The organism is Marmoricola sp. RAF53, assembly GCF_052114005.1.
Taxonomy (GTDB): Bacteria; Actinomycetota; Actinomycetes; order Propionibacteriales; family Nocardioidaceae; genus Marmoricola.
The window spans coordinates 157,473-179,689 of record NZ_JBFRDX010000008.1; the positions used below are offsets into that span (position 1 = coordinate 157,473).

Consider the following 22,217-nt stretch of genomic DNA (forward strand, 5'->3'; position numbering starts at 1 on the left):
GAACGGCACTTCCGACGAGCCCGGAGTACCGGAATCCCGGCGAAGCCGGACATCATGACGCAAGATAGTCCGATGCGTGTCGCTTCTCGGGTCCCGTCCCCCCTGCTCGTCGTCCTCCTGACCCTCGGTCTGACCGTCGGTCTGACCGTGGGCCTGCTCGCCGGGGCCGAGGCCCGTCCGGCCCCCGTCGGCCAGGACCCGGTGAAGCCGGGGCAGGCCTACGCGGGCGACTTCCCGGACCCCGCGGTGATGCGGGTCGGGGCGACGTACTACGCCTACTCGACCACCAGCTACGGCCTGAACGTGCCGATGCTGTCCTCCACCGACCTGCGCAGCTGGAAGGCCGGCCCGGGGACCGCGGCGAACCCGTCCGGGGACGCCCTCCCGCGCACCCCCGTCTGGTCGGCCGGCACCGAGCAGAAGGACGGCCGTTTCCACGCCACCACCTGGGCGCCGACGGTGACCCGGCTCGGCCCGGGGCGGTACGTGCTCGCCTACGCCACCCAGGTGAACCGCCCGGGACAGCTGATGTGCATCTCGGTGGCGACCGCGGCCTCGCCGTACGGGCCGTTCGTGGACCGCAGCGCCGCGCCGGTGCTCTGCCCGCCGCGGGGCGCGATCGACCCGCAGGTCTTCGTGGCGCCGAACGGCCGCCCGTGGCTGGTCTGGAAGCTCGACCACCACCCGGCCGTGCTCTACACCCAGCCGATGACGCGGACCGGGACCGCGCTGGTGCCGGGCGCCCCGCGCCGGTTCCTGGCGAGGATCGCGCAGCCGTGGGAGGGCTCGATCATCGAGAACCCGGCGATGATCCGCTACCGCAACCGGTACTACCTGTTCTACTCGGCGAACTCCTACGCCTCGACGCGCTACGCGGTCGGCTACCTGATCTGCAAGACCTGGTACGGCGGCTGCACCCGGCCCCGGAAGCGCCCGCTGCTCGCCACCGGCGGGGCGATCGCCGGCCCGGGCGGCGCGACGCCGTTCGTGGACACCGGCGGACGGCTCCGGCTGGCGTACCACGCCTGGACCGCCGGCTCGGTCGGCTACCCGAGCTCGTCGACCTGCCAGCAGAGCGCGACCGGCTGCGCGCAGCGCCGGCTCTACATCGCCTGGGTGCGCCCGGACCGGACCGGGAGGCTCGCGGTCGTCCAGCGCCGGATGTGACGCGGTGACCTTCGCTCAGCCCGCGTCACGAATCATCTGAAACCGCCACAAAACGTATGCCTTTCGCGCACCATGGGCGCGTGCTGCTCGCCGCCCGTCGTCCCTTTCTCCTGCTGCTGACCGCCGTCCTGGTCGCCTCGGTGCTCAGCGCCGCCGGTCCCGCCGAGGCCCGCGGCTCCGCGGACAAGTACCGCCCGGGCAGGGTCTACCGCGGCGACTTCCCGGACCCCCAGGTGCTCCGCGTCGGTCACCAGTACTTCGCCTACGCGACCTCGACCGGCCGCCGGAACCTTCCGGTGCTGCGCTCCCGCGACGCCCGGATCTGGCGGGCCCGGGGCGCGGGCCCGCGGAACCCCAGCGGCGACGCGCTCGTCCGGGTCGCCCGCTGGGCCCGCGGGGTGAAGGGGCGGCACGGCCGGGTGCGCGGCACGGTCTGGGCGCCCACGGTGACCCGGCTGGGACAACGGCGCTACGTGCTCGCCTACGCGACCCGGGTCGCCCGGCCGCACGCGCGGCGCGGCCGGATGTGCGTCTCGGTGGCGACCGGCCGCACCCCGGTCGGCCCGTTCGTCGACCGCTCCCGGCGCCCGCTGGTCTGCCCGCGCGCCGGCGCGATCGACCCGCAGGTCTACCTCGCCCCGCACGGCCGGCCGTGGCTGCTCTGGAAGGTCGACTCCCGGCCGTCGCGGCTCCTGACCCGGCCGATGGCCTACCGCGCGACCCGGTTCATGCGCGGCACGCACGCGCTCACCCTGGCGCGGGTCAAGCAGCGCTGGGAGGGCCGCACCATCGAGAACCCCGGGATGATCCGCTACCGGGGCCGGTACTACCTCTTCTACTCCGGGAACCGGTACGCCAGCAGCCGCTACGCCATCGGCTACCTGATCTGCCGCAGCGTCCGCGGCGGCTGCCACCGGCCGCGCAAGCGCCCGCTGATCGCCTCGCACGGCAGGATCGCCGGGCCGGGCGGCGCGGCACCGTTCGTGGACACCGCCGGACGGCTCCGGCTGGCCTACCACGCCTGGCGGCGCGGGAAGGTCGGCTACACCGAGGGACGGGTCTGCACCCGCCGGCCGGCCGCGTGCGGCCAGCGTCGTCTGTACGTCGCCACGGTCCGGCCCGGCCGGCACGGCGTCCTCCGGGTCGTCGCCCGGCACTGACCCGGCCCGGCCGATGACCTAGCCTTCTCGGGTGAACGCCCGCCCCGACGCCCGTGCCCACTCCGGCACCGTCACCCGCCGCGAGGTCCTCGGCGACCACCTGATCCGGATCGCGGTCGGCGGGCTGGACGCGTTCCGCACGACCGGAGTGCCCGACGAGTGGGTGGCGCTCACCGTGCCCGGCCAGTTCCAGACCAGGTACTACACGGTCCGGTCCTGGGACCCGGCGACGCACGAGCTCGTCCTCGACGTCGTGGTCCACGACGAGGGCCTGGTCACCGAGTGGGCCCGGACCGACTGCGTCGGCGACGTCGTCGGCGTCTCCGAGCCGAAGGGCTCCTTCGAGCTGCCGGCCGGCGCCGGCTGGGTCGTCCTCGTCGGCGACCTGACCGCCCTCCCGGCGATCGCCCGGATCGGCTCCGCGGTCGACCTGCCGGTGACGGCGTACGTCGAGACGCCGGACGGCCCGCTCGAGGACTACCTGGACTTCCCGGTGACCTGGGTCGGCCCGCCGGCACCCGGCGAGAGCGGCCTCGCCGACCTCGTCCGGTCGCTCGACTGGCCTGACGGGCCCGGCTACTTCTGGATGGCCGGCGAGTCGGCGCAGATGCGCGAGATCCGCCGCTACGTCCGCCACGACCTCGGCATGGAGTCGGCGGCGTACGACGTGATGGGCTACTGGTCGGGCAGCCGGGGACGGCAGCGACGTGCCGTCGACCCCGGTCCGATCTACGCTGCCGGGAAGGCGGCCGGCAGGACCGACGAGCAGATCTGGGACGACTACGACCAGGCACGAGGGCAGGCATGAGCGATCCTGAATTCCGCAGCGGGTTCGCCTGCTTCGTCGGCCGGCCGAACGCCGGGAAGTCGACCCTGACCAACGCGCTCGTCGGCACGAAGATCGTGATCACCTCCTCGAAGCCGCAGACCACCCGGACGGTGGTGCGCGGGATCGTGCACCGCGAGGACGCCCAGCTGGTCCTCGTCGACACGCCGGGGCTGCACAAGCCGCGCACCCTGCTCGGCGAGCGCCTCAACGACCTGGTCAAGACGACCTGGGCCGAGGTCGACGTCGTCGCGGTCTGCTTCCCGGCCGACGAGAAGCCGGGCCCGGGCGACCGGTTCATCGTCAACGAGCTGGCCAAGGTGCGTCGCTCGGTGAAGTTCGCGATCGCGACCAAGACCGACAAGGTCACCCCGGACCAGCTGGCCGAGCACCTGCTCGCGATCGCCGAGCTCGGCCTCGAGACGAACACCGAGTGGGCCGAGATCGTGCCGGTCTCGGCGAAGTCCGGCGACCAGGTGCAGCTCCTCGCCGACCTGCTCGTCGCGCAGCTCCCGGAGGGCCCGCCGCTCTACCCGGACGGCGACCTCACCGACGCCCCCGAGGAGGCGATCGCGGCCGAGCTGATCCGCGAGGCCGCCCTGGAGGGCGTCCGCGACGAGCTGCCGCACTCGATCGCCGTCGTCGTGGAGGAGATGGGCCTGGACGAGGACCGTCCGGCCGACAAGCCGCTGCTGCGGATCCACGCGAACCTCTTCGTGGAGCGTGATTCCCAGAAGGGCATCGTGATCGGCCACAAGGGGGCGCGGCTGCGCCAGGTCGGCACCGACGCCCGCAAGCAGATCGAGGCGATCCTCGGCACCCCCGTCTACCTGGACCTCCGGGTGAAGATCGCCAAGGACTGGCAGCGCGACCCCAAGCAGCTCCGCCGGCTGGGCTTCTAGTACGCCGACCCGGCGCCGAGCCGCACCATCAGTACGCCGACCCGGCGCTGAGCCGCACCATCAGTACGCCGACCCGGCGCTGAGCCGCACCATCGCGCGGTAGATCCCGTCGCGGAGCCGTTGCTCGGCCCGCTGGTTCCTGCCGAACAGGTCGTCGCGGCGGAACACGTCGACCTCGAAGTCGCAGTGCTCGGCGATCCAGGCCCGCCGGGTTTCGTCGTGCTCGCGTTGCTCGGGGCCGTGGAACGCCGCACCGTCGTACTCGGCGGCGTAGCGCCATTCCCGCGACCCCAGGTCGAGGTACGCGGTCTCGCCCGACCACGGATGAGCGACCTGGATCTGGGTCTCCGGCCGGACTCCCAGCCCCGCGTCGTACCAGCGCAGGCGGAGGACGGACTCGCCGAACGACTCCGAACCGGGATCGGTGAGCGGCGCGAAGGCGCGTAGCTGGCGCACGCCCCGGTATCCCTTGAACCGCTCGACCTCCTGGCACAGCTCGTCCTGGTCGAAGCTACCGAGGCGCAGCAGCGCATCCATCGACGCCAGCGCCGAGTCACGGTGCAGCAGACGTCCGAGGTCGCAGGCGGTCCGCAGCGGGGTCGTGACCCGGATGCCGCGAAGCTCGGTCACGTCGTGCTCGGCGAGCTCCCGCTCACCGCTGGAGGTCAGTGCGTTGCGCAGCCGGTTGCCGGGCGTGTGGAAGACGGAGACCAGCGGCACGCGGAGGTGATCGTTGGGCGCGAGGGCCATCGAGGCGCCGTGGAGCCAGCCTGCCGTCCGGTCGGTCACCACGCAGCCGTGGGGAACGACGAGGCGCAGGCACGCGATCCGCAGATCGAGGCAGTCGCGCAGGGTGGCGGCGTAGTACACGCCGAGGAGGGGACGGGCGAGGAGCCCCGCGCCGAGGATGCGCTGCAGCCGCCTGCAGTCCAGGCCGGCCCGAGCCGCCATCGCTGTGGTGAAGGGCTGGGAGAGGTCGAGCCCGGAGTTGATCAGCCCCTCGGCGGGGTGGTAAGGGCGCGTCGGCATCCGATCACTGTGCGGGCGGCTCCGACATCTGGCGCCGCGGGTGACGGGTCCTGTGGACAGGCCATCTCCGGCGAGGGCTGTGTACGGCGCGAACATGCAGGTCTGCGCCGGGTCAGCGGGCTCAACATGCAGGTCTGCGCCGGGTCGGCGGGTGCCCCTGACAAATGTCACGCCCCGGTCGTGACGCCCGGGCGAGGCGGCCGGGGGTGCGACCCGGCAGGCTGGAGCCATGACGATCTCGGCTCCAGAACACCTCGGGAATCCCGCAGCGGGCGACCGGTCGGCGGCGGTCCGCCTCACCGGCGTCACCAAGGACTTCGGCGACGTGCACGCCGTCCGCGGCATCGACCTGACCATCAACCCCGGCGAGGTGGTGGCCTTCCTCGGCCCCAACGGCGCGGGCAAGACGACCACCATCGACATGGTCCTGGGCCTCTCGCAGCCGACCGGCGGCACCGTCGAGGTCCTGGGGCTCAAGCCGCGGGACGCGATCGCGCGCGGGCTGGTCTCGGCCGTCATGCAGACCGGGGGACTGCTCAAGGACCTGACCGTCAGGGAGACGGTCGCCTACACCGCCAGCCTCTTCGCCGACACCCGCGGCGTCGACGAGGTGATCGCCGACGCCGGCATCACCGCGATCGCGGACCGGACGGTGGCCAAGTGCTCGGGCGGTGAGCAGCAGCGGCTGCGGTTCGCGATGGCCCTGCTCTCCGACCCGGCACTGCTGCTGCTCGACGAGCCCACCACCGGCATGGACGTCGAGGGCCGGCGCAGCTTCTGGTCCTCGATCCGCGCCGACGCCGGCAAGGGCCGCACCGTGCTGTTCGCGACGCACTACCTCGAGGAGGCCGACCAGTACGCCGACCGGATCGTGCTGATCAGCCACGGCCGGATCGTCGCCGACGGCAGCGGCGCCGAGATCAAGGCGCTCACCACCGGCCGGACGGTCCGGGCCACGCTGCCGGACGCCGACACCGACGCCCTGGCCGCGCTGCCCGGCGTGGACGGCGTCGAGGTCCGCGGCGACAGCGTGATCCTGCACGCGACCGACAGCGACGCGGTCGCCCGCTACCTGCTGGCCGAGACCGGCGCCCGCGACCTGGAGATCACCGCCAAGGGCATCGAGGACGCGTTCCTCAGCCTGACCGGTGGCGACGACGAAGGAGAGAACCGATGACCACCGCGACCACCTTCGACCCGGACGTCCGCCGGGTCCCGCCGCTGGGCGGGTTCAACCTCACCATCCTGCGGATCGAGCTGCGCCGGATCCTGCGGAACAAGCGCGCGATGATCTTCACGCTGGTGATGCCGGTGATCCTGTTCCTCATCATCGGCACGAACAGCGCCTACGGCAACGAGCGCGAGGGCTCGGGCAACGTGTCGGCGTACATCATGATCAGCATGGCGACGTACGGCGCCGTGCTGGCCGCCACCAGCGGGGGAGCGGTGGTCGCGACCGAGCGGGCGCTCGGCTGGTCCCGTCAGCTGCGGCTGACGCCGCTGTCCCCGGTCGCCTACATCACCGTGAAGTCGGTCGTCGCGCTCTTTCTCGGCCTCGGCTCGGTCGTCGCTGTCAACGTGGTCGGCGTGCTCAACGGCAAGGCGGACATGCCGGTGCACGTCTGGATCGCCTCGGCGGCGATCGCGTGGGTCGGCTCGATCGTGTTCGGCGCCTTCGGGTTGTTCGTCGGCTACCTGCTGCCCAGCGAGAACGTGATGCAGGTGATCGGTCCGGTGCTGGCGGGCCTCGCCGCGATCGGCGGGCTCTGGTTCCCGATCGCTCCGGGAAGCGTCCTGGACCACATCTCGGCGTTCACCCCGATCTACGGGCTCGCGCACCTGGCGCGGTGGCCGCTCTACGGCGGTGCCCCGCACCTGGTCTGGGTCCTGAACCTCGTCGTCTGGTTCTCGCTCTTCGTCGCCGGTGCGGCGTGGCGGATGAGCAAGGACACCGCGCGGGTCTGAGCGGTCGGACCCGAGGAGGCCACTACCGTGACCGTCATGACGCAGAGCCGACCCGTGGCCCCGCCGGGAGCGTCTCCGGAGGAGGTGTACGCCGGCCAGGGCGGACCTAGGCGGTGGGGGTCCGTCTTCGCCCTGGTCTGGCTGTTCTACCTGCTGAACCCGCTGGAGGCGGGCTGGGAGCAGCGCGACACCGTCGCGGGCTGGATCGGCATCCTCGCCACGCTCGCGTTCGCCGGGGTGTACGCGGCGGTCTTCCTCCGGATGCGGAACAACCGCCCGATGGGCTCGCCGTTCCGCGCGACCACCACCCCGTGGGCCGGCGCGCTGGTGATCGCGGTCGAGATCGTCCTCGGGGTGGTCATCTGCCTCGCCGTCGGGCAGGCCGGCACCGCCACCGCCGTCTACATCGCGGTCACCTGCATGATCTGCCTGCCGACCCGGTGGGCGTGGCTGGTGACCGTGGTCGTCGCGGTGACGACGTACGTCGCGACGCTGGTCGTGGACGGCTGGGAGCAGGACCGCGGTCTGCTCTTCGGGACGCTGGTCGCCGCGCTCGCGATCTGGGGCATCTCGCAGGCGATCTCCCGCAACATCGAGATCCTGGCCGTCCGGGAGGAGAACGCCCGGCTGGCGCTGGAGGACGAGCGGAACCGGTTCGCCCGCGACCTGCACGACATCCTCGGCCACTCGCTGACCGTGATCACCGTGAAGGCCGAGCTGGCGCAGCGGCTGCTCGAGGTCGACCCGGAGCGGGCGAAGGCCGAGGTCGCGGACCTGGAGCGGCTCTCCCGGGATGCGCTCGCCGACGTCCGCCGGGCGGTCGAGGGCTACCGCGAGCTCACCCTTCCCGGCGAGCTGGCCCGGGCCCGGACCGCGCTCGCGGCGGCCGAGATCGAGGCGGTGCTGCCGAACTCGACCGACGACGTGCCGACCGCGCGCCGCGAGCTCTTCGCCTGGACCGTCCGCGAGGGCGTCACCAACGTGATCCGGCACAGCGGGGCCAGCACCTGCACGGTCCGGCTGACCGCGACCAGCGCCGAGGTCGCCGACGACGGCGCGGGTGCGGTGGCGCTGGTCCCCGGCAACGGACTGGTCGGGCTGCGCGAGCGGGCCGCCGCGGTCGGCGGCGCGGTCGTGACCACCCCGCTCGACCCCGGGTTCTCGCTCAAGGTGGTGGCGCCGTGAGCGGCCCGATCCGGATCCTGCTCGCCGACGACCAGGCGCTGGTCCGCGGCGCGCTCTCCGCGCTGCTCGACCTGGAGTCCGACCTGGAGGTGGTCGTCGAGGTGGGCAGCGGCGACGCAGTCGTGCCCGCCGCCCGGGAGCACCGGCCCGACGTGGCGCTGCTCGACGTCGAGATGCCCGGCATGGACGGCATCGCCGCGGCGGCGGCGCTGAAGGCCGAGCTTCCCGAGGTGCGGGTGCTCATCGTGACCACGTTCGGGCGGCCGGGCTTCCTGCGCCGGGCGCTGCAGGCGGGGGCGTCCGGTTTCGTCGTCAAGGACACCCCGGCGGCCGAGCTCGCCGACGCGGTCCGCCGGGTGCACGCGGGCCTGCGCGTGGTCGACCCGGCGCTGGCGACCGACAGCCTGATCGCGGGCGAGTCGCCGCTGACCGTCCGGGAGACCGAGGTCCTGCGGGCGGCGCGCGACGGGGCCTCGGTCGCGGTGATCGCCGGCCGGCTGTTCCTCTCCGAGGGCACCGTCCGCAACCACCTGTCCGCGGCGATCGGCAAGACCGGCGCGAGCAACCGCGGCGAGGCCGTCGTGATCGCCGACGGCAACGGGTGGTTGTGAGGGCGCCGGTCGGTACTCTCCCCGGGTGATCCTCGCTGCGCTCGTCAACGGGTTCTCGGCCACTCGGCCACGAGCAAGCTCGGGCGCTCGCTAGCCTCGACCCGTGACCTCCTGGGACGACCTGTACGACGACGCCGCGCGTGAGCGGATCGTCGCGGAGCCGGCCAAGCGCGTGCCGGCGCCGGTCCGCACGCCGTTCGAGCGCGACCGCGCCCGGGTGGTGCACTCCGCGTCGCTGCGCCGCCTGGCCGCGAAGACCCAGGTGCTCGGCCCGCAGGCCGACGACTTCGTCCGCAACCGGCTCACCCACAGCCTCGAGGTCGCCCAGGTGGCTCGCGACATCGCGCACCCGCTCGGCTGCCACCCCGATCTGGCCGAGACCGCGGCGCTGGCCCACGACCTCGGGCACCCGCCGTTCGGGCACAACGGGGAGGCCGCCCTCGACGAGCTCGCCGGGGACTGCGGCGGGTTCGAGGGGAACGCGCAGACCCTGCGGATCCTCACCCGCCTCGAGGCCAAGTCGGTGGACGCCGACGGGCGTTCGGTCGGACTCAACCTGACCCGCGCCACCCTCGACGCCTGTACGAAGTACCCGTGGCCGCGGTCGGCGGACCGGGCCAAGTACGGCGCCTACGACGACGACCTTCCGGTGTTCACCTGGATGCGCTCGGCGCTCCAGGACGGGACCCCCGCCGGGCGGCGCTGCCTGGAGGCGCAGGTGATGGACTTCGCCGACGACGTCGCCTACTCGGTCCACGACCTGGAGGACGGGGTCGTCGGCGGCCACATCGACCTCACCCACCTGGACCACGCCGACGAGCGCGCCGCGGTGTGGGCGACCGTCCGGGACTGGTACCTGCCGGGGGCCGACGACGACGCCCTCGCCGCCGCGCTGGCGCGGGTCCGCGCGGTCGGTGTCTGGCCGTCCACCCCGTACGACGGCCGCCGGTCGGCGCTGGCCGGGCTGAAGAACCTGACCAGCGACCTCATCGGGGTCTTCTGCGGCAGCGTCCACGAGGCCACCCGGGCGGCGTACGGGGAGGGGCCGCTGGCCCGCTACGGGGCCGACCTGGTCGTGCCGGTCGCGACGGTCGAGGAGATCGCGGTCCTCAAGGGCGTCGCGGCGCACTACGTGATGCGCTCGCCGGAGCGGCTCGCCCTGATGGAGCGGCAGCGCCAGCTCGTGCACGAGCTCTTCGCCGCCCTGGTCGCCTCCGAGGGCAGCGCCCTCGACGCGACCTTCCGGGCGGACCACGCGCTGGCGGCCGACGACTCCGCCCGGACTCGCGTGGTGCTGGACCAGATCGCCTCGCTCACCGACCAGAGCGCGGTCACCTGGTACGCGCGCCTGTGCCGGTAGGACCGCCTCAGCCCCGGAACGGCTCCCGTTCGTACTGGCCGCCGCCCAGGTCGCCGGTCGCCGCCGTGTCGTGCCCGTCGGCCTCGTAGTGCGCGCCGACGTCGCTCCGGTCCCGGTGGGTGAGGTGGTCGACGGTGTCGCTCACCGCCGCCGTCACCTTGTCCTTCAGCGGCCCCGCCTCGGCCTTGGCGGTCTCGGCGGCCTGGTGGGCCGCCTGCTGCACGTGCGGGTCCCCGACGACCCGGAGGGCGAGGTGGCGGATCTGCTCGTAGCGCTCCCGTCCCGCCCGGGCGCCGAGCACGTAGCCGGTGCCGAACGCTCCCAGGAACAGGCTCTTGCGGAACATCGCCCCCTCCTCAGCGCATCGCCCGGCGGGCGACGAAGATCAGGATCGCCACGATGGCGACACCGATGAGCAGTCCCTTCTTCGGACGGCCGTCCGAGGTGGTGGCGGCGTCGATCAGGTCCGAGGCACCGGTGCTGGCCCGGTCCTTGAGGTCCTGGGTGTCGATCTTGTCGGCGATCTGCCCGATCTGGTCGGTGACCTGCTCGGCCAGCTCGGTGGGCTGCGGGATGTTCATCGGAATGCTCCTCTTCCAGGGGTCTTGACCGTCCCGTACCCACCGAGTGCGGATCGGACACCTCCGCCCGCCCGCCGCGACGTAGACTCGCCGCCGTGGCAGGCCGGATCAGGGAAGAGGACATCGCGACAGTCCGCGAGAAGGCGCGCATCGACGACGTCGTCTCCGCCTACGTGACCCTGCGCAACGCCGGCGGCGGCAACATGAAGGGCCTCTGCCCGTTCCACGACGAGAAGTCGCCGTCGTTCAACGTGACGCCGGCGCGCGGGATGTACCACTGCCTGGCCGGCGAGACCGAGGTCCTGACCTGGGACGGGCCGCGGCCGATCCGTGAGCTCGCGGGCGGGACCCACCGGATCCTCGGCGCGCGAGCCGACTGGATCGAGGCGCCGTTCAAGTCGTACGGCGTCCAACCGCTGCTGAAGATCACGCTGACCCGGAACCGGCAGGTCAAGGAGATCTTCGCCACCGACGAGCACCGCTGGTTCGTGCGCACGTCAACCTCCGACAGCGGCCGCCGCAAGGAGGTGCTGACCAAGGACCTCAAGGCCGGCGACCGGTTGTCGTACACCTTCCCGCGGAACTCCGTCCGCCGCACGACGCCCTCGCCGTTCGGGATCGCCCACGGGTTCACCTTCGGCGACGGTACCCGCAACGCGAGCGGTGCGGTCGCGCTGATCTGCCCGCCGAAGGACGAGGCGATCCTGAAGTGGTTCCCCAACAGCGTCACCAGTGCATCCGGGGACAACCTCTTGGTCCACCACCTGCCGCGCTTGTTCAAGGATCTTCCCGACCTCGACGAGTCGCACCCGTACCTCTACGGATGGCTGGCCGGCTACTTCGCGGCCGACGGTTGCGTGGCCGCGGACGGCACCCTGATCCTGAGCTCGGCCGTGCGGGGGAACCTCGAGTTCGTCCGCACGCTCTGCAGCCGGCTCGGCATCGCGACGTACGGGATCACCACGCAGCGCCGCGTCGGCATCGACGGCATCGAGTCGGAGCTCCACCGGGTGCACCTGGCCAACAGAGACCTGGGCGAGGAGTTCTTCCTCCTCGACGAGCACCGCGCGCGCTTCCTGGGAGCCGACAAGAGCCTCTCCCGACTCGGCTGGGTGGTCCGGTCGGTGGAGACCACCGACCGGGTCGAGGAGGTGTTCTGCGCCGAGGTCGCGGACGGGCACGCGTTCACGCTGGCCGACAACATCCTCACCGGGAACTGCTTCGGCTGCGGGGTCGGCGGCGACGTCATCAAGTTCGTGATGGAGCTCGACGGCCTCGGGTTCACCGAGACCGTGGAACGGCTCGCGGAGAAGTTCGGCGTCGAGCTCCGCTACATCGACGGCCCGGCGCCGGAGCGCGGTGGCGGGGGACCGCAGCGGCCGCGGCTCGTCGAGGCGCACAAGATGGCGGCCGCCTGGTACACCGAGCAGCTGGCCACCCCGGAGGCGATGGCGGCCCGGCAGTTCCTCGACAGCCGCGGCTTCGACCGGGACGCCGCGGCGACCTTCGGTGTGGGTTTCTCCCCGCGCGGCGGGGACGACCTCACCCGGTACCTGCGGCAGGCCGGCTTCAAGGACGCCGAGCTGGTCACCTCGGGTCTGTCCGGTGACAACAACCGGGGGCTCTACGACCGGTTCCGCGGCCGCCTGATGTGGCCGATCCGGGACAGCAGCGGCGACGTGGTCGGGTTCGGCGCCCGCCGGATCTTCGACGACGACCGGATCGAGGCCAAGTACCTCAACACCTCCGAGACCCCGATCTACAAGAAGAGCCACGTGCTCTACGGGATCGACCTGGCCCGCCGCGAGATCGCCCGGGCCAGCCAGGCCGTGATCGTCGAGGGCTACACCGACGTGATGGCCTGCCACCTCGCCGGCGTGAAGACCGCGGTCGCGACCTGCGGCACCGCCTTCGGCGAGGACCACAGCCGGATCATCCGGCGGCTGCTCCAGGACCACGACGAGTTCCGCGGCGAGGTGATCTTCACCTTCGACGGCGACGCGGCCGGCCAGAAGGCGGCGCTGCGCGCGTTCGAGGGCGACCAGGCGTTCGCCGGGCAGACCTACGTCGCGGTCGAGCCGTCCGGGCTCGACCCGTGCGACCTGCGCCTGAAGGAGGGCGACGCGGCAGTCCGCGAGCTGATCGCGCGGCGGGTGCCGCTCTACCGGTTCGTGCTCGGCAACGTGGTCGCGCGCTACGACCTGGACCGTGCCGACGGCCGGGTGGACGCGCTCCGGGAGGCGGCGAAGCTGGTCCGGGCCATCCGGGACCGGTCCAAGGTCGACGCGTTCTCCCGCGAGCTCGCCGGCATGCTCGGCATCGACCCGAACGACGTGAGCCGGGAGGTGCGCCGCGCAGCGAACCGCGAGCAGGCGGCGACCTCCGGTGCGACCGCGGCGGCGCCGCAGGCGCAGGCGCCGACGCAGGGCCTCCCGGACCCGCGCGACCCGCGCCTCGCCCTGGAGCGGGAGACGCTCAAGCTGCTCGTCCAGCACCCCGCGGTGATCGCGCCGTCGCTGGGCGAGGTCACCGGCGACGACTTCACCCACCCGGCCTACCGGGCCGTGTGGGATCTCGTGACCGCGGTCGGCGGGGTCGGTTCCGCGGACCCCGGCTGGGCCGCCCGGCTGCAGGCCGGTACCCCGGACGAGCGGTTGCGCTCGCTGCTCAGCGCACTCAGCGTCGAGGCGATCCCGACGGTGCGGGAGCCGACGCCCGAGTACGCCGCCATGCACGTGCACCGGCTGCGCGAGCTCACCGCGCTGCGCCGGATCGCGGACGTGAAGTCCAAGCTCCAGCGGACCAACCCGATCGACGAGGCCGCCGAGTACAACCGGATGTTCGGGGAGCTGGTCGCCCTGGAGCAGCACCGCCGCACCCTGCGCGAGCTCGCCACGGAACAGCAGCAGTGAGCCCGCGGACCTGGTGGGGCGGCGAGCGCCGCGAGCGCCCTCCCGTGGTCGTGGTCGAGTCGGCCGGTCTCCCGCGCGGGGAGAAGGTGCTCGCCCACGGCCAGGACGGTGACCGCTGGCTGCTCGGCACCCGGGTCGCACTGGTCCTGGTCCAGCCGGGACAGCCCGTCGTCCGGCTGCCGTGGGAGCAGGTCCAGGCGGCCGACTGGGACCAGGAGGCCGAGTCGCTGCGGGTCACGGAGGTCGGCGAGTACGGCCGGCCGCGGGCGTCGTACGTCTTCACGCTCGACGACCCGGACCTGCTGCTCCAGCTGGTCCGGGAGCGGGTCACCGCCAGTGTCGTCCTCCAGCGCGGCCACCTCGTCAGCGGCAAGCGCGGGTTCAAGGTCATCGGGCGACGCTCGCCCGAGGGTCGCGGTCCGATCACGTGGATGTTCGAATTCGACCCTGGTATCGACCCCGACGACCCGCTGGTGGCCGTGGCCGCCGAGGCCGCGCTCGCCGAAGCAAGGGGCGATGTGGGCGAATAGGGGTATCCGATTCGCCACCCGGGACATGCCTTGCTAATCTTTGCGGGCGCGATCCCCTGTAGCTCAATTGGCAGAGCATTCGACTGTTAATCGGAGGGTTGTTGGTTCGAGTCCAACCGGGGGAGCCAGCCGAAGACCCGCACTCACGTGCGGGTCTTTGCTTTTCCCGGCAGTGCACGGCCTCGCTGCTCACGTCCTTCGGTGGAAGGTGGCGCCGCAGGCCAGCCGGCGGGCTTCTCCGGCGGAGAGGTCGGCGCCGGTGTCGAGGTGGGCCACCTTGAGTGCCTTGCGCAGGGTGTCGTGCTCGACGGTGACGATCAGGGTTGCGGCGGTGCGCGGGTGCAGGTGGTCGACGGGCAGGTGCTCGAGGAGTTCGCAGAACGCCTCGCCGCGGGCGCGGTCCCAGTCGGTGGGAGCCTCGCGGTCCCCGGTCTGGGCGGCGCTCGCGCCGAGCCGGCCGCGACGAGGTGCGGTGATGGCTTGCAGGACCTTGCGCAGCAGGTGGCCCTGGGCGGTGGGGATCGTGAAGTGCCCGGTCAGGGTGCCGTCGGCGTTCTCGTGCAGGGTCAGCCGGGTCCGGGTCCGGGCGCGCTCTTCCTCGGCGGCGAGGAGGTCGTTGTCGTGGGCATCCACGACAACGGGGTCCGGCTCGACCGTGGCCAGTGCGCGTCGCGCTGCCCGGCGCAGCGCGCTGGGCGAGCCCGACTTGCCGCTGGGCGTGGGCCTGGTCGGTGTGGGCGAGCTTCGCGGCCCACTGCCCGGTCGAGGCCGCACCGGCCCGGAGCGCGGTCTTCGACCGGTCGGCCGCGGCCAGGACCCGCATCCGCAGCGCGGCGACCCGGGACTCGGCCCGGACCAGCGACTCCAGCAACGCCGCCTGCTGGGCCCCCGACAAGCGGTCGAGGTCCCAGGCAGCCGCGCGGTCCAGGCACGCATGCAGCTCGACCGCGGCCAGACGCCGGCCGGCGAGTCCAGGAGTGCGGTGCCTGAGGTCATGGATCAAGCATGATCGAACACCTGTTCGATATCTATGTCACTCCCGAATCTGTGGAGTACTCCCGCGATGCGCCCGGATGTGGACATTTCGCGCCCTACGCTGACCGGCATGACCTCCGAGCCGGACCCGCGCGACGCGACCCTGTGGTCGATCTACGCCGACTTCCTGGACACCATCTGCAAGGCCGTCCTGTACGCCGTCATCGCGGCCGCGCTGGCCGCGATCGTCGCGATCGTCCTCGGCCTCGGCCCCGTCGTCTTCGGGCTCGCCATGCTCGCCGGCCTGCTCGGCTTCCTCTGGCCGTTCAACGCCAGCGCGCGCGCCGCCCGCAAGCGGGTCGCTTCCGAGGCTGCCTAGTCGCCCCAGCCCATCGGGAACACCTCGAACGGCGCCGCGAAGGCCGCGCCGATCCGCTGCCCGGTGCCGCGGGCCATGCCCTCGAGGAACTCGCGCGGGTCCCAGTTCTCCCAGCCGAGCCCGTCGATGTACGCGGCGTGCGCCTGCAGCGAGGCGACCCCGCGGTCGAAGGTGGCGGTGGTGTCGACGGCGTGCGTGGACTGCGGCGAACCGAAGGCCCACACCTCGCGGACGCCGCCCCAGGGCTCCAGGCCCCCGGTCAGCTGGTCGGGGAAGATCCACCGGTTGCCGGCGTCGCGGACGGCGTCCAGGACGGCGCGGCCGACGGCGATGTGGTCGGCCTGGTTGAGGTTGCGCCCGCCCCAGGTGTCGCGGAAGTTGCCCGTGATGACGATGTCGGGACGGTGCCGGCGCACCTCGGCCGCGAGGACGCTGCGCAGCCGGACGCTGTACTCGACGACGCCGTCGGGTTCGCCGAGGAAGTCGACCGTCTCCACGCCGACGATCCGCCCGGACTCGACCTGCTCGCGCTCGCGGACCACCCGGCAGGCCTCGGGGTCCATCCCGTCGATGCCGGCCTCGCCGCTGGTCACCATCGTGTAGCCGACCCACTTGCCCTGGTCGGTCCAGCGGGCCACCGCGGCGGCGGCACCGAACTCCATGTCGTCGGGGTGGGCGACGATGCACAGCGCCCGCTCCCAGGTCTCGTCGAGGATCTCCAGCGGCTCGGGCGTGTCCATCCCTGCACGCTAGCGGCGGCGCCCGACCGGGGGGAATAGGCGCGGGAGCGCCCGCGCCACTACGCTTGATCAGTGACCGAGAACCACGCAGAGACGGCCCCCTTGGCACCTTCGACGACCTCGGTCTCGATCCCAAGGTGCTGAAGGCGATCAAGGACGTCGGCTACGAGACGCCGTCCCCGATCCAGGCCGAGGCCATTCCGCCGCTGCTCGAGGGGCACCACGTCGTCGGCCTGGCGCAGACCGGCACCGGCAAGACGGCCGCGTTCGCGCTGCCGATCCTGTCCCGGATCGACCTCTCCCAGAAGACGCCGCAGGTGCTGGTGCTGGCGCCGACCCGCGAGCTCGCCCTCCAGGTCTCCGAGGCGTTCGAGAAGTACGCCAGCCAGATCAAGGGTCTGCACGTCCTCCCCGTGTACGGCGGCCAGGGGTACGGCGTCCAGCTGTCGGCGCTCCGCCGCGGTGTGCACGTCGTGGTCGGCACGCCGGGCCGGGTCATGGACCACCTGGAGAAGGGCACCCTCGACCTGAGCGGGCTCCGCTTCGTCGTTCTCGACGAGGCCGACGAGATGCTCAACATGGGCTTCGCCGAGGACGTCGAGCAGATCCTCGCCGGGACGCCGGAGGACAAGCAGGTCGCGCTCTTCTCCGCGACGATGCCGGCGCAGATCAAGCGGATCGTCAAGCAGCACGCCCCGAACGCCACCGAGATCAAGGTCAAGTCGACTTCGACCACCGCGGCGAACGTCGAGCAGCGGTTCCTCAAGGTCGCCCACCACCACAAGCTGGACGCGCTCACCCGGATTCTCGAGGTCGAGAACTTCGACGGGATGATCATCTTCGTCCGCACCAAGCACGCCACCGAGGAGCTGGCCGAGCGGCTCCGTGCCCGGGGCTTCTCGGCGGCCGCGATCAACGGCGACGTCGCCCAGGCGCAGCGCGAGCGGACCGTCGAGCAGCTTCGCAAGAGCAAGCTCGACATCCTGGTCGCCACCGACGTCGCGGCCCGCGGCCTGGACGTCCCCCGGATCAGCCACGTGGTCAACCACGACATCCCGACCGACACCGAGTCCTACGTGCACCGGATCGGCCGGACCGGCCGGGCCGGGCGCTCGGGCGTGGCGATCTCGTTCGTGACGCCGCGCGAGAACCACCTGCTCCGGGCGATCGAGAAGACCAACCGGACCAAGCTCAACGAGATCTCGCTGCCGACCGTCGAGGACGTCAACGCCTTCCGGGTCTCCAAGTTCACCGACGCGATCGGCCAGGCGCTCGGCGACCCGCAGGTCAACCTGTTCAAGGAGCTGATCGAGACCTACGAGCGCAACCACGACGTGCCCGCCCTCGACATCGCGGCCGCGATCGCGGTGCTCGCCCAGGACGGGGAGCCGCTGCTGCTCGAGGACCGGCCGGAGCCGATGGCGCGTCCGGACCGGAAGAGCACGTCGGCCGGCCCGGAGCGGTCGCGGGACCGGCGCAGCGGCGAGCGCAAGCCGATGGCGTCGTACCGGCTCGAGGTGGGCAAGCGGCACCGGGTCGAGCCGCGGCAGATCGTCGGCGCGCTGGCCAACGAGGGCGGCCTGTCCCGCGAGGACTTCGGCAAGATCGAGATCAAGCCGGCCTTCACGATCGTCGAGCTGCCCGCGGACCTGTCGTCGGAGACGCTGGCGGCGCTGTCCGACACCCGGATCTCCGGGGTCCTCATCGACATCAAGCCGGACAGCTTCCGGGGTCCGCGCCGCGGTCACTCGGGTCCGGCGGACCGGCCGACCCGGACGGCGTCGGGCGGGCACGACAAGGCCAAGAAGCCTCGCCACAAGAAGGGCTGACCCTCTAGGCTCCGGGGAACTCACCTCCCAGGAGCCCCCGCATGCGCCGTCTCGCCGTCGTCCTGTCCTGCCTGCTCGCGTCCGCGGGGCTGGTGCTCGCCGCGCCGTCCGCCCAGGCGGCGGACGACCCGCTCCCGGTCTCCTACAGCTTCCTGCCGACCGCACTGCTCGGCGGTATCCCGGGCTCGGACGCGCCCGGGACGAACGACTGGTCGTGCAAGCCGACACCCGCGCACCCGCGCCCGGTGGTGCTGGTGCACGGGACGGCGGGCAACCGGGCGACGAACTGGCAGACCTACGGTCCGCTGCTGAAGAACGACGGCTACTGCGTCTTCGCGCTCACCTACGGCTCCACGCTCCCGCTCCCGTACCCGGGCGCCCTCGGCGGCTTCGGCGACATGCGGGCCAGTGCGGTGGAGCTCGGGGCGTTCGTGGACCAGGTGCTCGCGGCGACCGGTGCGAGCAAGGTGGACCTGATCGGCCACTCGCAGGGCACGCTGATGCCGAACTACTACGTGAAGTACCTCGGCGGCGCCGCGAAGGTGGGCAGCTACATCTCGCTCGCCCCGCTGTGGCACGGCACCCAGCTGGCCGGCCCGATCACCCTGATCACCCGCCTCTTCGGCATCCCGGCCGACCAGGTCCCGGTCTGCACCGCCTGCGCGCAGTTCGCGCCGGGCACCGGCTTCATGGACCAGATCCGCGCCGGGGGAGCGGCCGCCCCGGGTGTCCATTACGTCAACATCATGAGCCGGTACGACGAGCTGGTGGTGCCGTACACCAGCGGCATCGAGGCCGGGATGACCAACCTCGTCCTCCAGGACACCTGCAAGCTCGACTTCGCCGAGCACTTCGAGATCGCCGCCGACCGGAACGCCGCCGTGATGGTGCTGAACGCCCTCGACCCGGCCCACCCGAAGGTGGTCCCGTGCGTTCCGGTACTCCCTTTCCTGGGTGGGTTCTAGAACCCTTCCGGTTGCCGACTGAGACGAGACGTACCGTGTCGCGAGATGTCACGAATTGATTGACACCGGCGGGTAACCACCTTAGGTTTCGCAGCGGGTGAGGGGCCCAAGCAGCACTGCGGTGCACGATCGATGAGGACTCCAGCCGATGCGGCGTTTCCTTCTGTCCCTGTTCGTGGCGTTGTCGGCGGTCCTCGCGGTCCCGCAGATCGCCGAGGCGCACGTCGAGCGCCCGTCGTACTGGCCGGACCCGAACCCGGACTGCGCGGTCAGCCCCTGTGCGGGCGGTGAGATCCCGGTCGCGCGCTCGCTCGCCTCGGCTCTGGACGCCAGCCTGCCCGGCGACACCCGGGTGGTCTGCAAGCCGAACTCGAAGCAGCTCCTCGAGCAGTCGATCACCGCGGCCCTGGCAAACGGCTACGACGTCCGGCCGACCGACCACCGCGCGTTCACCCAGGCCGAGGCGAACTCGCTGCGGTCGATCAACAACCAGCTCTTCGCCAAGTGCGCGTACGACGAGATCCAGCCGGCCGTGACCGCCTCGGGCAACAACGACCGCGTGGTCGTGATGCCAGGGATCTACACCGAGCCGACGTCGGCGGCGCAGCCGACCTACGACCCGGCCTGCGCGGCGTACAAGACCCACTCCGACTCCGGTGACCCGGGCGCGCTCTCGCACGAGTACCAGCTGCGCTGCCCCAACGACGCCAACCTCGTCGCGGTCATCGGCCGCGGCATCGGCTCCGGCACCGACCCGGACCCGGCCCTCGAGGACCGCCACGGCATCCCGAACGCGGGCGCTTGCATCCGCTGCAACCTCCAGCTCGAAGGTTCGGGTGTCAGCTCCGACGACGTCGTCGTCGAGGCGGGCGACCCGGCCGCCGGCGACGGCGGTCCCTCCGCTGCTGGGCACCGCAAGGACGTCGGCATCTTCCTCGACCGGGCCGACGGGTTCGTGCTGCGGAAGATGAACATCCGGCACGCCCGTGAGCACGGCATCTACGTGCTGGAGACGGACGGCTACCTGCTGGACCAGTTCAAGACCTTCTACAACGGCGCCTACGGCGTGCTGACGTTCGTCGGCGACCACGGCGTCATGCAGGACTGCGAGGCCACCGGTAGCGGCGACTCCGGTCTCTACCCGGGCTCGGGCGCTCCGACGCTGACCAACCGTGACAAGTCGTTCTACCCGGAGGCGCGGATCAGCCAGCGCCTGACCCGCTGCGACTCGCACCACAACACGGGCGGCTTCTCCGGCACCAACAGCCACGGCACCCGGATCGACCACAACAACTTCTACGACAACGCCCTCGGCTACACGACCGACGTCTTCACCGCGGCCGGACACCCGGGCTTCCCGCAGCAGGGCAACGTCATCGAGGACAACAACTTCTACAGCAACAACTTCAACCCGTTCTCGCCCGGCTCCGAGGTGCAGCCCTTCATCGGCGCGCCGGTCGGCACCGGCCTCTGGCTCGCCGGCGGCAACGAGAACGTGGTCCGCAACAACAACTTCTGGGACAACTGGCGCCGGGGCCTGATGCTCTTCGCGGTCCCGGACGCGACCGTCTGCGGTCCGATCCTGGGGACCACCACGACGCCGATCCCGGGCTGCACGCTTACCGGCATCTCCACGTCGTACAACAACAAGTTCTACGGCAACACCATGGGTGTCGCGCCGGACGGCTCCGCGAAGCCCAACGGCGTGGACTTCTGGTGGGATGCGTTCCCGACCAACACCGGCAACTGCTGGTGGAGCAACAAGGCCGCCTCCGGGAAGAGCGTCACCACCAACGGCCTGCAGCTTCCGAACTGCCTCAACGGCGGGCTCCCGGCGCTGAGCATCGGCCTGGGCAACGTCCCGGCCGAGGCCGAGCTCGTCGCCTGTCTGGCGGGCTACACGATCAGCGGCTACCCGAACGGAGAGAGCTCGATCTGCAGCTGGGCGAAGACCCCGACGAAGCCGGGCACGGGCATCGACGTGTCGCTCGGCCGGACCCAGCAGCAGGTGCTCAAGGAGTACTGCGACCAGAACGCCACCTCGCGGACCTGTTCGCCGTACCTGGCCGGGATCGTCGATCTCTCGTTCCTGACGAAGATCCTGGCTCCGCTGATGCCGGCGCCGGCCGTGGGCGCCGCCCCGGTCGTCGACCAGCGGCTCAGCGCCTACACCTGCACCTGGTGGCGCCAGGCGGACCCGAGCCACAAGCTCGGCCTCGTGAAGCGCCTGCGTCACTTCGCCGGTGGAGCGGTCGAGGGTGACACGCTCGTCGGGTACGGCAACGTCCTTCCGAACGGCGGGGCGATGCAGCTCCTCGACGACCGGTGCAGCACCTCGTACGCCGGCCCGCTCGCGCTCTACAAGATCTACGGCGCCGCCGCGGCGTTCGGAGCAGCGAACGGCTGATCCGTCACCCTGACGCCGACCGACCCCCGCGCACGCTCACTCTGCCGAGCGTGCCGGGGGTCGGCTCGGTTCCGGCCGCACCCTACGATCGAGCGATGATCTTCATCACCGCCAAGTTCCAGGTGAAGCCCGAGCACGCAGACGCCTGGCCCGACATCACCCGCGGCTTCACCGAGGCGACCAACGCCGAGGAGGGCTGCCTCTGGTTCCAGTGGTCGCGCAGCGTCGAGGATCCCGAGGAGTACGTCCTCGTGGAGGCGTTCCGCGACGGCGACGCCGCCGGCGCCCACGTCGGCTCGGCGCACTTCACGGAGGCCACCGCCACCCTGCCGCGGTACCTGGTCGCGACCCCGAAGATCGTGAACTTCGCCCTCGACCAGGACGACTGGTCCGAGCTGGGGGAGATGCGGGTCGACTGACCCCGAACCCCTAGGATCTCGCCCAGGGGCGGCCTCCGCCTCGGGGCGGTAGCTCAGTCGGTCAGAGCAGAGGACTCATAATCCTTGGGTCGTGGGTTCGAGCCCCACCCGCCCCACGAGTACGGCTGTATTACTCCGCCTGATTGGTGACGTTCGGGCTCCGGTTGATGGGTGTCACACCTTCGGGTGATGGGTTACGCCTACTTCGGTTGATTGGTGACACTCCCGAGATGCGGGAGTTGAGTGTGGCTGAGCAGCGGTATCAGGCCGTGCTG

At 71.8% G+C, this 22,217-nt stretch carries 21 protein-coding genes, 2 tRNA genes and 1 pseudogene; 19 read left to right on the forward strand and 5 right to left on the reverse strand.

Going from position 1 to position 22,217, the window contains the following annotated elements; translation table 11 throughout:
- The first annotated feature begins 72 nt into the window (after nucleotides 1–72).
- The 4 genes from AB4Y76_RS09945 (at nucleotide 73) to era (ending at nucleotide 4,055) form a co-directional block, all read left to right on the forward strand.
- Nucleotides 73–1,167 carry a glycoside hydrolase family 43 protein gene (locus AB4Y76_RS09945; protein WP_441924690.1) on the forward strand — a complete coding sequence of 365 codons (1,095 nt, stop codon included), beginning with the start codon at nucleotides 73–75 and terminating at the stop codon, nucleotides 1,165–1,167.
- Nucleotides 1,168–1,247: 80 nt separating this feature from the next.
- On the forward strand, nucleotides 1,248–2,327 hold the full coding sequence (locus AB4Y76_RS09950) for a glycoside hydrolase family 43 protein (protein WP_441924692.1): 1,080 nt from the start codon (nucleotides 1,248–1,250) through the stop codon (nucleotides 2,325–2,327).
- A 31-nt stretch (nucleotides 2,328–2,358) separates the two neighbouring features.
- Nucleotides 2,359–3,135 (forward strand): siderophore-interacting protein, encoded by a 777-nt coding sequence (locus AB4Y76_RS09955; protein WP_441924694.1) that lies wholly within the window; start codon nucleotides 2,359–2,361, stop codon nucleotides 3,133–3,135.
- A complete protein-coding gene (era, locus tag AB4Y76_RS09960) occupies nucleotides 3,132–4,055 on the forward strand; it encodes a GTPase Era (protein ID WP_441924696.1) in 924 nt (307 codons plus the stop codon). Before AB4Y76_RS09955 ends, era begins: the two co-directional genes overlap by 4 nt.
- Nucleotides 4,056–4,115: 60 nt before the next feature.
- Here the strand turns inward: era and AB4Y76_RS09965 are convergent, their stop codons facing one another.
- The gene (locus AB4Y76_RS09965) at nucleotides 4,116–5,084 is read right to left on the reverse strand and encodes a type IV toxin-antitoxin system AbiEi family antitoxin domain-containing protein (protein ID WP_441924698.1); all 969 of its coding nucleotides are present in this window, start codon (nucleotides 5,082–5,084) and stop codon (nucleotides 4,116–4,118) included.
- A 229-nt stretch (nucleotides 5,085–5,313) separates the two neighbouring features.
- Here AB4Y76_RS09965 and AB4Y76_RS09970 point away from each other — a divergent pair, with 229 nt between their 5' ends.
- The 5 genes from AB4Y76_RS09970 (at nucleotide 5,314) to AB4Y76_RS09990 (ending at nucleotide 10,205) form a co-directional block, all read left to right on the forward strand.
- Nucleotides 5,314–6,261: an ABC transporter ATP-binding protein gene (locus AB4Y76_RS09970; RefSeq protein WP_441924700.1), complete on the forward strand. Its 948-nt coding sequence runs from the start codon at nucleotides 5,314–5,316 to the stop codon at nucleotides 6,259–6,261.
- Nucleotides 6,258–7,049 carry an ABC transporter permease gene (locus tag AB4Y76_RS09975; RefSeq protein WP_441924702.1) on the forward strand — a complete coding sequence of 264 codons (792 nt, stop codon included), beginning with the start codon at nucleotides 6,258–6,260 and terminating at the stop codon, nucleotides 7,047–7,049. Before AB4Y76_RS09970 ends, AB4Y76_RS09975 begins: the two co-directional genes overlap by 4 nt.
- Nucleotides 7,050–7,085: 36 nt before the next feature.
- Nucleotides 7,086–8,234 carry a sensor histidine kinase gene (locus AB4Y76_RS09980; protein ID WP_441924703.1) on the forward strand — a complete coding sequence of 383 codons (1,149 nt, stop codon included), beginning with the start codon at nucleotides 7,086–7,088 and terminating at the stop codon, nucleotides 8,232–8,234.
- Nucleotides 8,231–8,845: a response regulator transcription factor gene (locus AB4Y76_RS09985; RefSeq protein ID WP_441924705.1), complete on the forward strand. Its 615-nt coding sequence runs from the start codon at nucleotides 8,231–8,233 to the stop codon at nucleotides 8,843–8,845. Before AB4Y76_RS09980 ends, AB4Y76_RS09985 begins: the two co-directional genes overlap by 4 nt.
- Nucleotides 8,846–8,948: 103 nt before the next feature.
- Nucleotides 8,949–10,205 carry a deoxyguanosinetriphosphate triphosphohydrolase gene (locus tag AB4Y76_RS09990; protein ID WP_441924707.1) on the forward strand — a complete coding sequence of 419 codons (1,257 nt, stop codon included), beginning with the start codon at nucleotides 8,949–8,951 and terminating at the stop codon, nucleotides 10,203–10,205.
- A 7-nt stretch (nucleotides 10,206–10,212) separates the two neighbouring features.
- On the opposite strand, the gene AB4Y76_RS09995 is transcribed toward AB4Y76_RS09990, so the two are convergent.
- Together AB4Y76_RS09995 and AB4Y76_RS10000 are read right to left on the reverse strand one after the other, a co-directional pair.
- On the reverse strand, nucleotides 10,213–10,551 hold the full coding sequence (locus AB4Y76_RS09995; RefSeq protein ID WP_441924709.1) for a hypothetical protein: 339 nt from the start codon (nucleotides 10,549–10,551) through the stop codon (nucleotides 10,213–10,215).
- A gap of 10 nt (nucleotides 10,552–10,561) precedes the next feature.
- A complete protein-coding gene (locus AB4Y76_RS10000) occupies nucleotides 10,562–10,786 on the reverse strand; it encodes a hypothetical protein (RefSeq protein WP_441924711.1) in 225 nt (74 codons plus the stop codon).
- Nucleotides 10,787–10,881: 95 nt separating this feature from the next.
- Between AB4Y76_RS10000 and AB4Y76_RS10005 the strand changes: the two are divergent.
- The 4 genes and pseudogenes from AB4Y76_RS10005 to AB4Y76_RS10020 form a co-directional block, all read left to right on the forward strand.
- Nucleotides 10,882–11,067, forward strand: a pseudogene (locus tag AB4Y76_RS10005) (CHC2 zinc finger domain-containing protein); the annotation flags it as partial.
- A complete protein-coding gene (gene dnaG, locus AB4Y76_RS10010) occupies nucleotides 11,056–13,698 on the forward strand; it encodes a DNA primase (protein WP_441924739.1) in 2,643 nt (880 codons plus the stop codon). The pseudogene AB4Y76_RS10005 and the gene dnaG, both read left to right, overlap by 12 nt.
- The gene (locus tag AB4Y76_RS10015) at nucleotides 13,695–14,228 is read left to right on the forward strand and encodes a hypothetical protein (protein ID WP_441924713.1); all 534 of its coding nucleotides are present in this window, start codon (nucleotides 13,695–13,697) and stop codon (nucleotides 14,226–14,228) included. The genes dnaG and AB4Y76_RS10015 overlap by 4 nt, the downstream gene beginning before the upstream one ends.
- 52 nt (nucleotides 14,229–14,280) lie before the next feature.
- A tRNA-Asn gene (locus AB4Y76_RS10020) sits at nucleotides 14,281–14,356 on the forward strand.
- A gap of 61 nt (nucleotides 14,357–14,417) precedes the next feature.
- On the opposite strand, the gene AB4Y76_RS10025 is transcribed toward AB4Y76_RS10020, so the two are convergent.
- A complete protein-coding gene (locus AB4Y76_RS10025) occupies nucleotides 14,418–14,861 on the reverse strand; it encodes a hypothetical protein (RefSeq protein ID WP_441924715.1) in 444 nt (147 codons plus the stop codon).
- Nucleotides 14,862–15,333: 472 nt separating this feature from the next.
- On the opposite strand from AB4Y76_RS10025, the gene AB4Y76_RS10030 reads away from it, so the two are divergent.
- Nucleotides 15,334–15,582, forward strand: a complete 249-nt coding sequence (locus tag AB4Y76_RS10030; protein ID WP_441924717.1) for a hypothetical protein — start codon at nucleotides 15,334–15,336, stop codon at nucleotides 15,580–15,582.
- Here AB4Y76_RS10030 and AB4Y76_RS10035 read toward each other — a convergent pair.
- Nucleotides 15,579–16,322, reverse strand: a complete 744-nt coding sequence (locus AB4Y76_RS10035) for a PIG-L deacetylase family protein (RefSeq protein WP_441924719.1) — start codon at nucleotides 16,320–16,322, stop codon at nucleotides 15,579–15,581. The two genes, AB4Y76_RS10030 and AB4Y76_RS10035, sit on opposite strands and share 4 nt — an antisense overlap.
- A 137-nt stretch (nucleotides 16,323–16,459) precedes the next feature.
- Between AB4Y76_RS10035 and AB4Y76_RS10040 the strand changes: the two genes are divergently transcribed.
- The 5 genes from AB4Y76_RS10040 to AB4Y76_RS10060 all read left to right on the forward strand — a co-directional run bounded on the left by AB4Y76_RS10040 (nucleotide 16,460) and on the right by AB4Y76_RS10060 (nucleotide 22,058).
- Nucleotides 16,460–18,151: a DEAD/DEAH box helicase gene (locus tag AB4Y76_RS10040; RefSeq protein WP_441924721.1), complete on the forward strand. Its 1,692-nt coding sequence runs from the start codon at nucleotides 16,460–16,462 to the stop codon at nucleotides 18,149–18,151.
- A gap of 41 nt (nucleotides 18,152–18,192) precedes the next feature.
- On the forward strand, nucleotides 18,193–19,116 hold the full coding sequence (locus AB4Y76_RS10045; protein WP_441924723.1) for an esterase/lipase family protein: 924 nt from the start codon (nucleotides 18,193–18,195) through the stop codon (nucleotides 19,114–19,116).
- A gap of 148 nt (nucleotides 19,117–19,264) precedes the next feature.
- Nucleotides 19,265–21,523, forward strand: a complete 2,259-nt coding sequence (locus AB4Y76_RS10050) for a right-handed parallel beta-helix repeat-containing protein (RefSeq protein ID WP_441924725.1) — start codon at nucleotides 19,265–19,267, stop codon at nucleotides 21,521–21,523.
- A gap of 95 nt (nucleotides 21,524–21,618) precedes the next feature.
- Nucleotides 21,619–21,942, forward strand: a complete 324-nt coding sequence (locus tag AB4Y76_RS10055) for a putative quinol monooxygenase (protein ID WP_441924727.1) — start codon at nucleotides 21,619–21,621, stop codon at nucleotides 21,940–21,942.
- A 42-nt stretch (nucleotides 21,943–21,984) separates the two neighbouring features.
- Nucleotides 21,985–22,058 (forward strand) — tRNA-Ile (locus AB4Y76_RS10060).
- Nucleotides 22,059–22,217 lie beyond the last annotated feature (159 nt).

Coding starts and splice junctions, on each gene's coding strand:
- AB4Y76_RS10055 (WP_441924727.1), top strand. CDS start 21,619: ATGATCTTCATCACCGCCAAGTTCCAGGTGAAGCCCGAGCACGCAGAC.
- AB4Y76_RS10050 (WP_441924725.1), top strand. CDS start 19,265: ATGCGGCGTTTCCTTCTGTCCCTGTTCGTGGCGTTGTCGGCGGTCCTC.
- AB4Y76_RS09980 (WP_441924703.1), top strand. CDS start 7,086: ATGACGCAGAGCCGACCCGTGGCCCCGCCGGGAGCGTCTCCGGAGGAG.
- AB4Y76_RS10030 (WP_441924717.1), top strand. CDS start 15,334: ATGACCTCCGAGCCGGACCCGCGCGACGCGACCCTGTGGTCGATCTAC.
- AB4Y76_RS09975 (WP_441924702.1), top strand. CDS start 6,258: ATGACCACCGCGACCACCTTCGACCCGGACGTCCGCCGGGTCCCGCCG.
- AB4Y76_RS09965 (WP_441924698.1), bottom strand. CDS start 5,084: ATGCCGACGCGCCCTTACCACCCCGCCGAGGGGCTGATCAACTCCGGG.
- era (WP_441924696.1), top strand. CDS start 3,132: ATGAGCGATCCTGAATTCCGCAGCGGGTTCGCCTGCTTCGTCGGCCGG.
- AB4Y76_RS10035 (WP_441924719.1), bottom strand. CDS start 16,322: ATGGACACGCCCGAGCCGCTGGAGATCCTCGACGAGACCTGGGAGCGG.
- AB4Y76_RS10045 (WP_441924723.1), top strand. CDS start 18,193: ATGCGCCGTCTCGCCGTCGTCCTGTCCTGCCTGCTCGCGTCCGCGGGG.
- AB4Y76_RS09970 (WP_441924700.1), top strand. CDS start 5,314: ATGACGATCTCGGCTCCAGAACACCTCGGGAATCCCGCAGCGGGCGAC.
- AB4Y76_RS10000 (WP_441924711.1), bottom strand. CDS start 10,786: ATGAACATCCCGCAGCCCACCGAGCTGGCCGAGCAGGTCACCGACCAG.
- dnaG (WP_441924739.1), top strand. CDS start 11,056: ATGTACCACTGCCTGGCCGGCGAGACCGAGGTCCTGACCTGGGACGGG.
- AB4Y76_RS09945 (WP_441924690.1), top strand. CDS start 73: ATGCGTGTCGCTTCTCGGGTCCCGTCCCCCCTGCTCGTCGTCCTCCTG.
- AB4Y76_RS09995 (WP_441924709.1), bottom strand. CDS start 10,551: ATGTTCCGCAAGAGCCTGTTCCTGGGAGCGTTCGGCACCGGCTACGTG.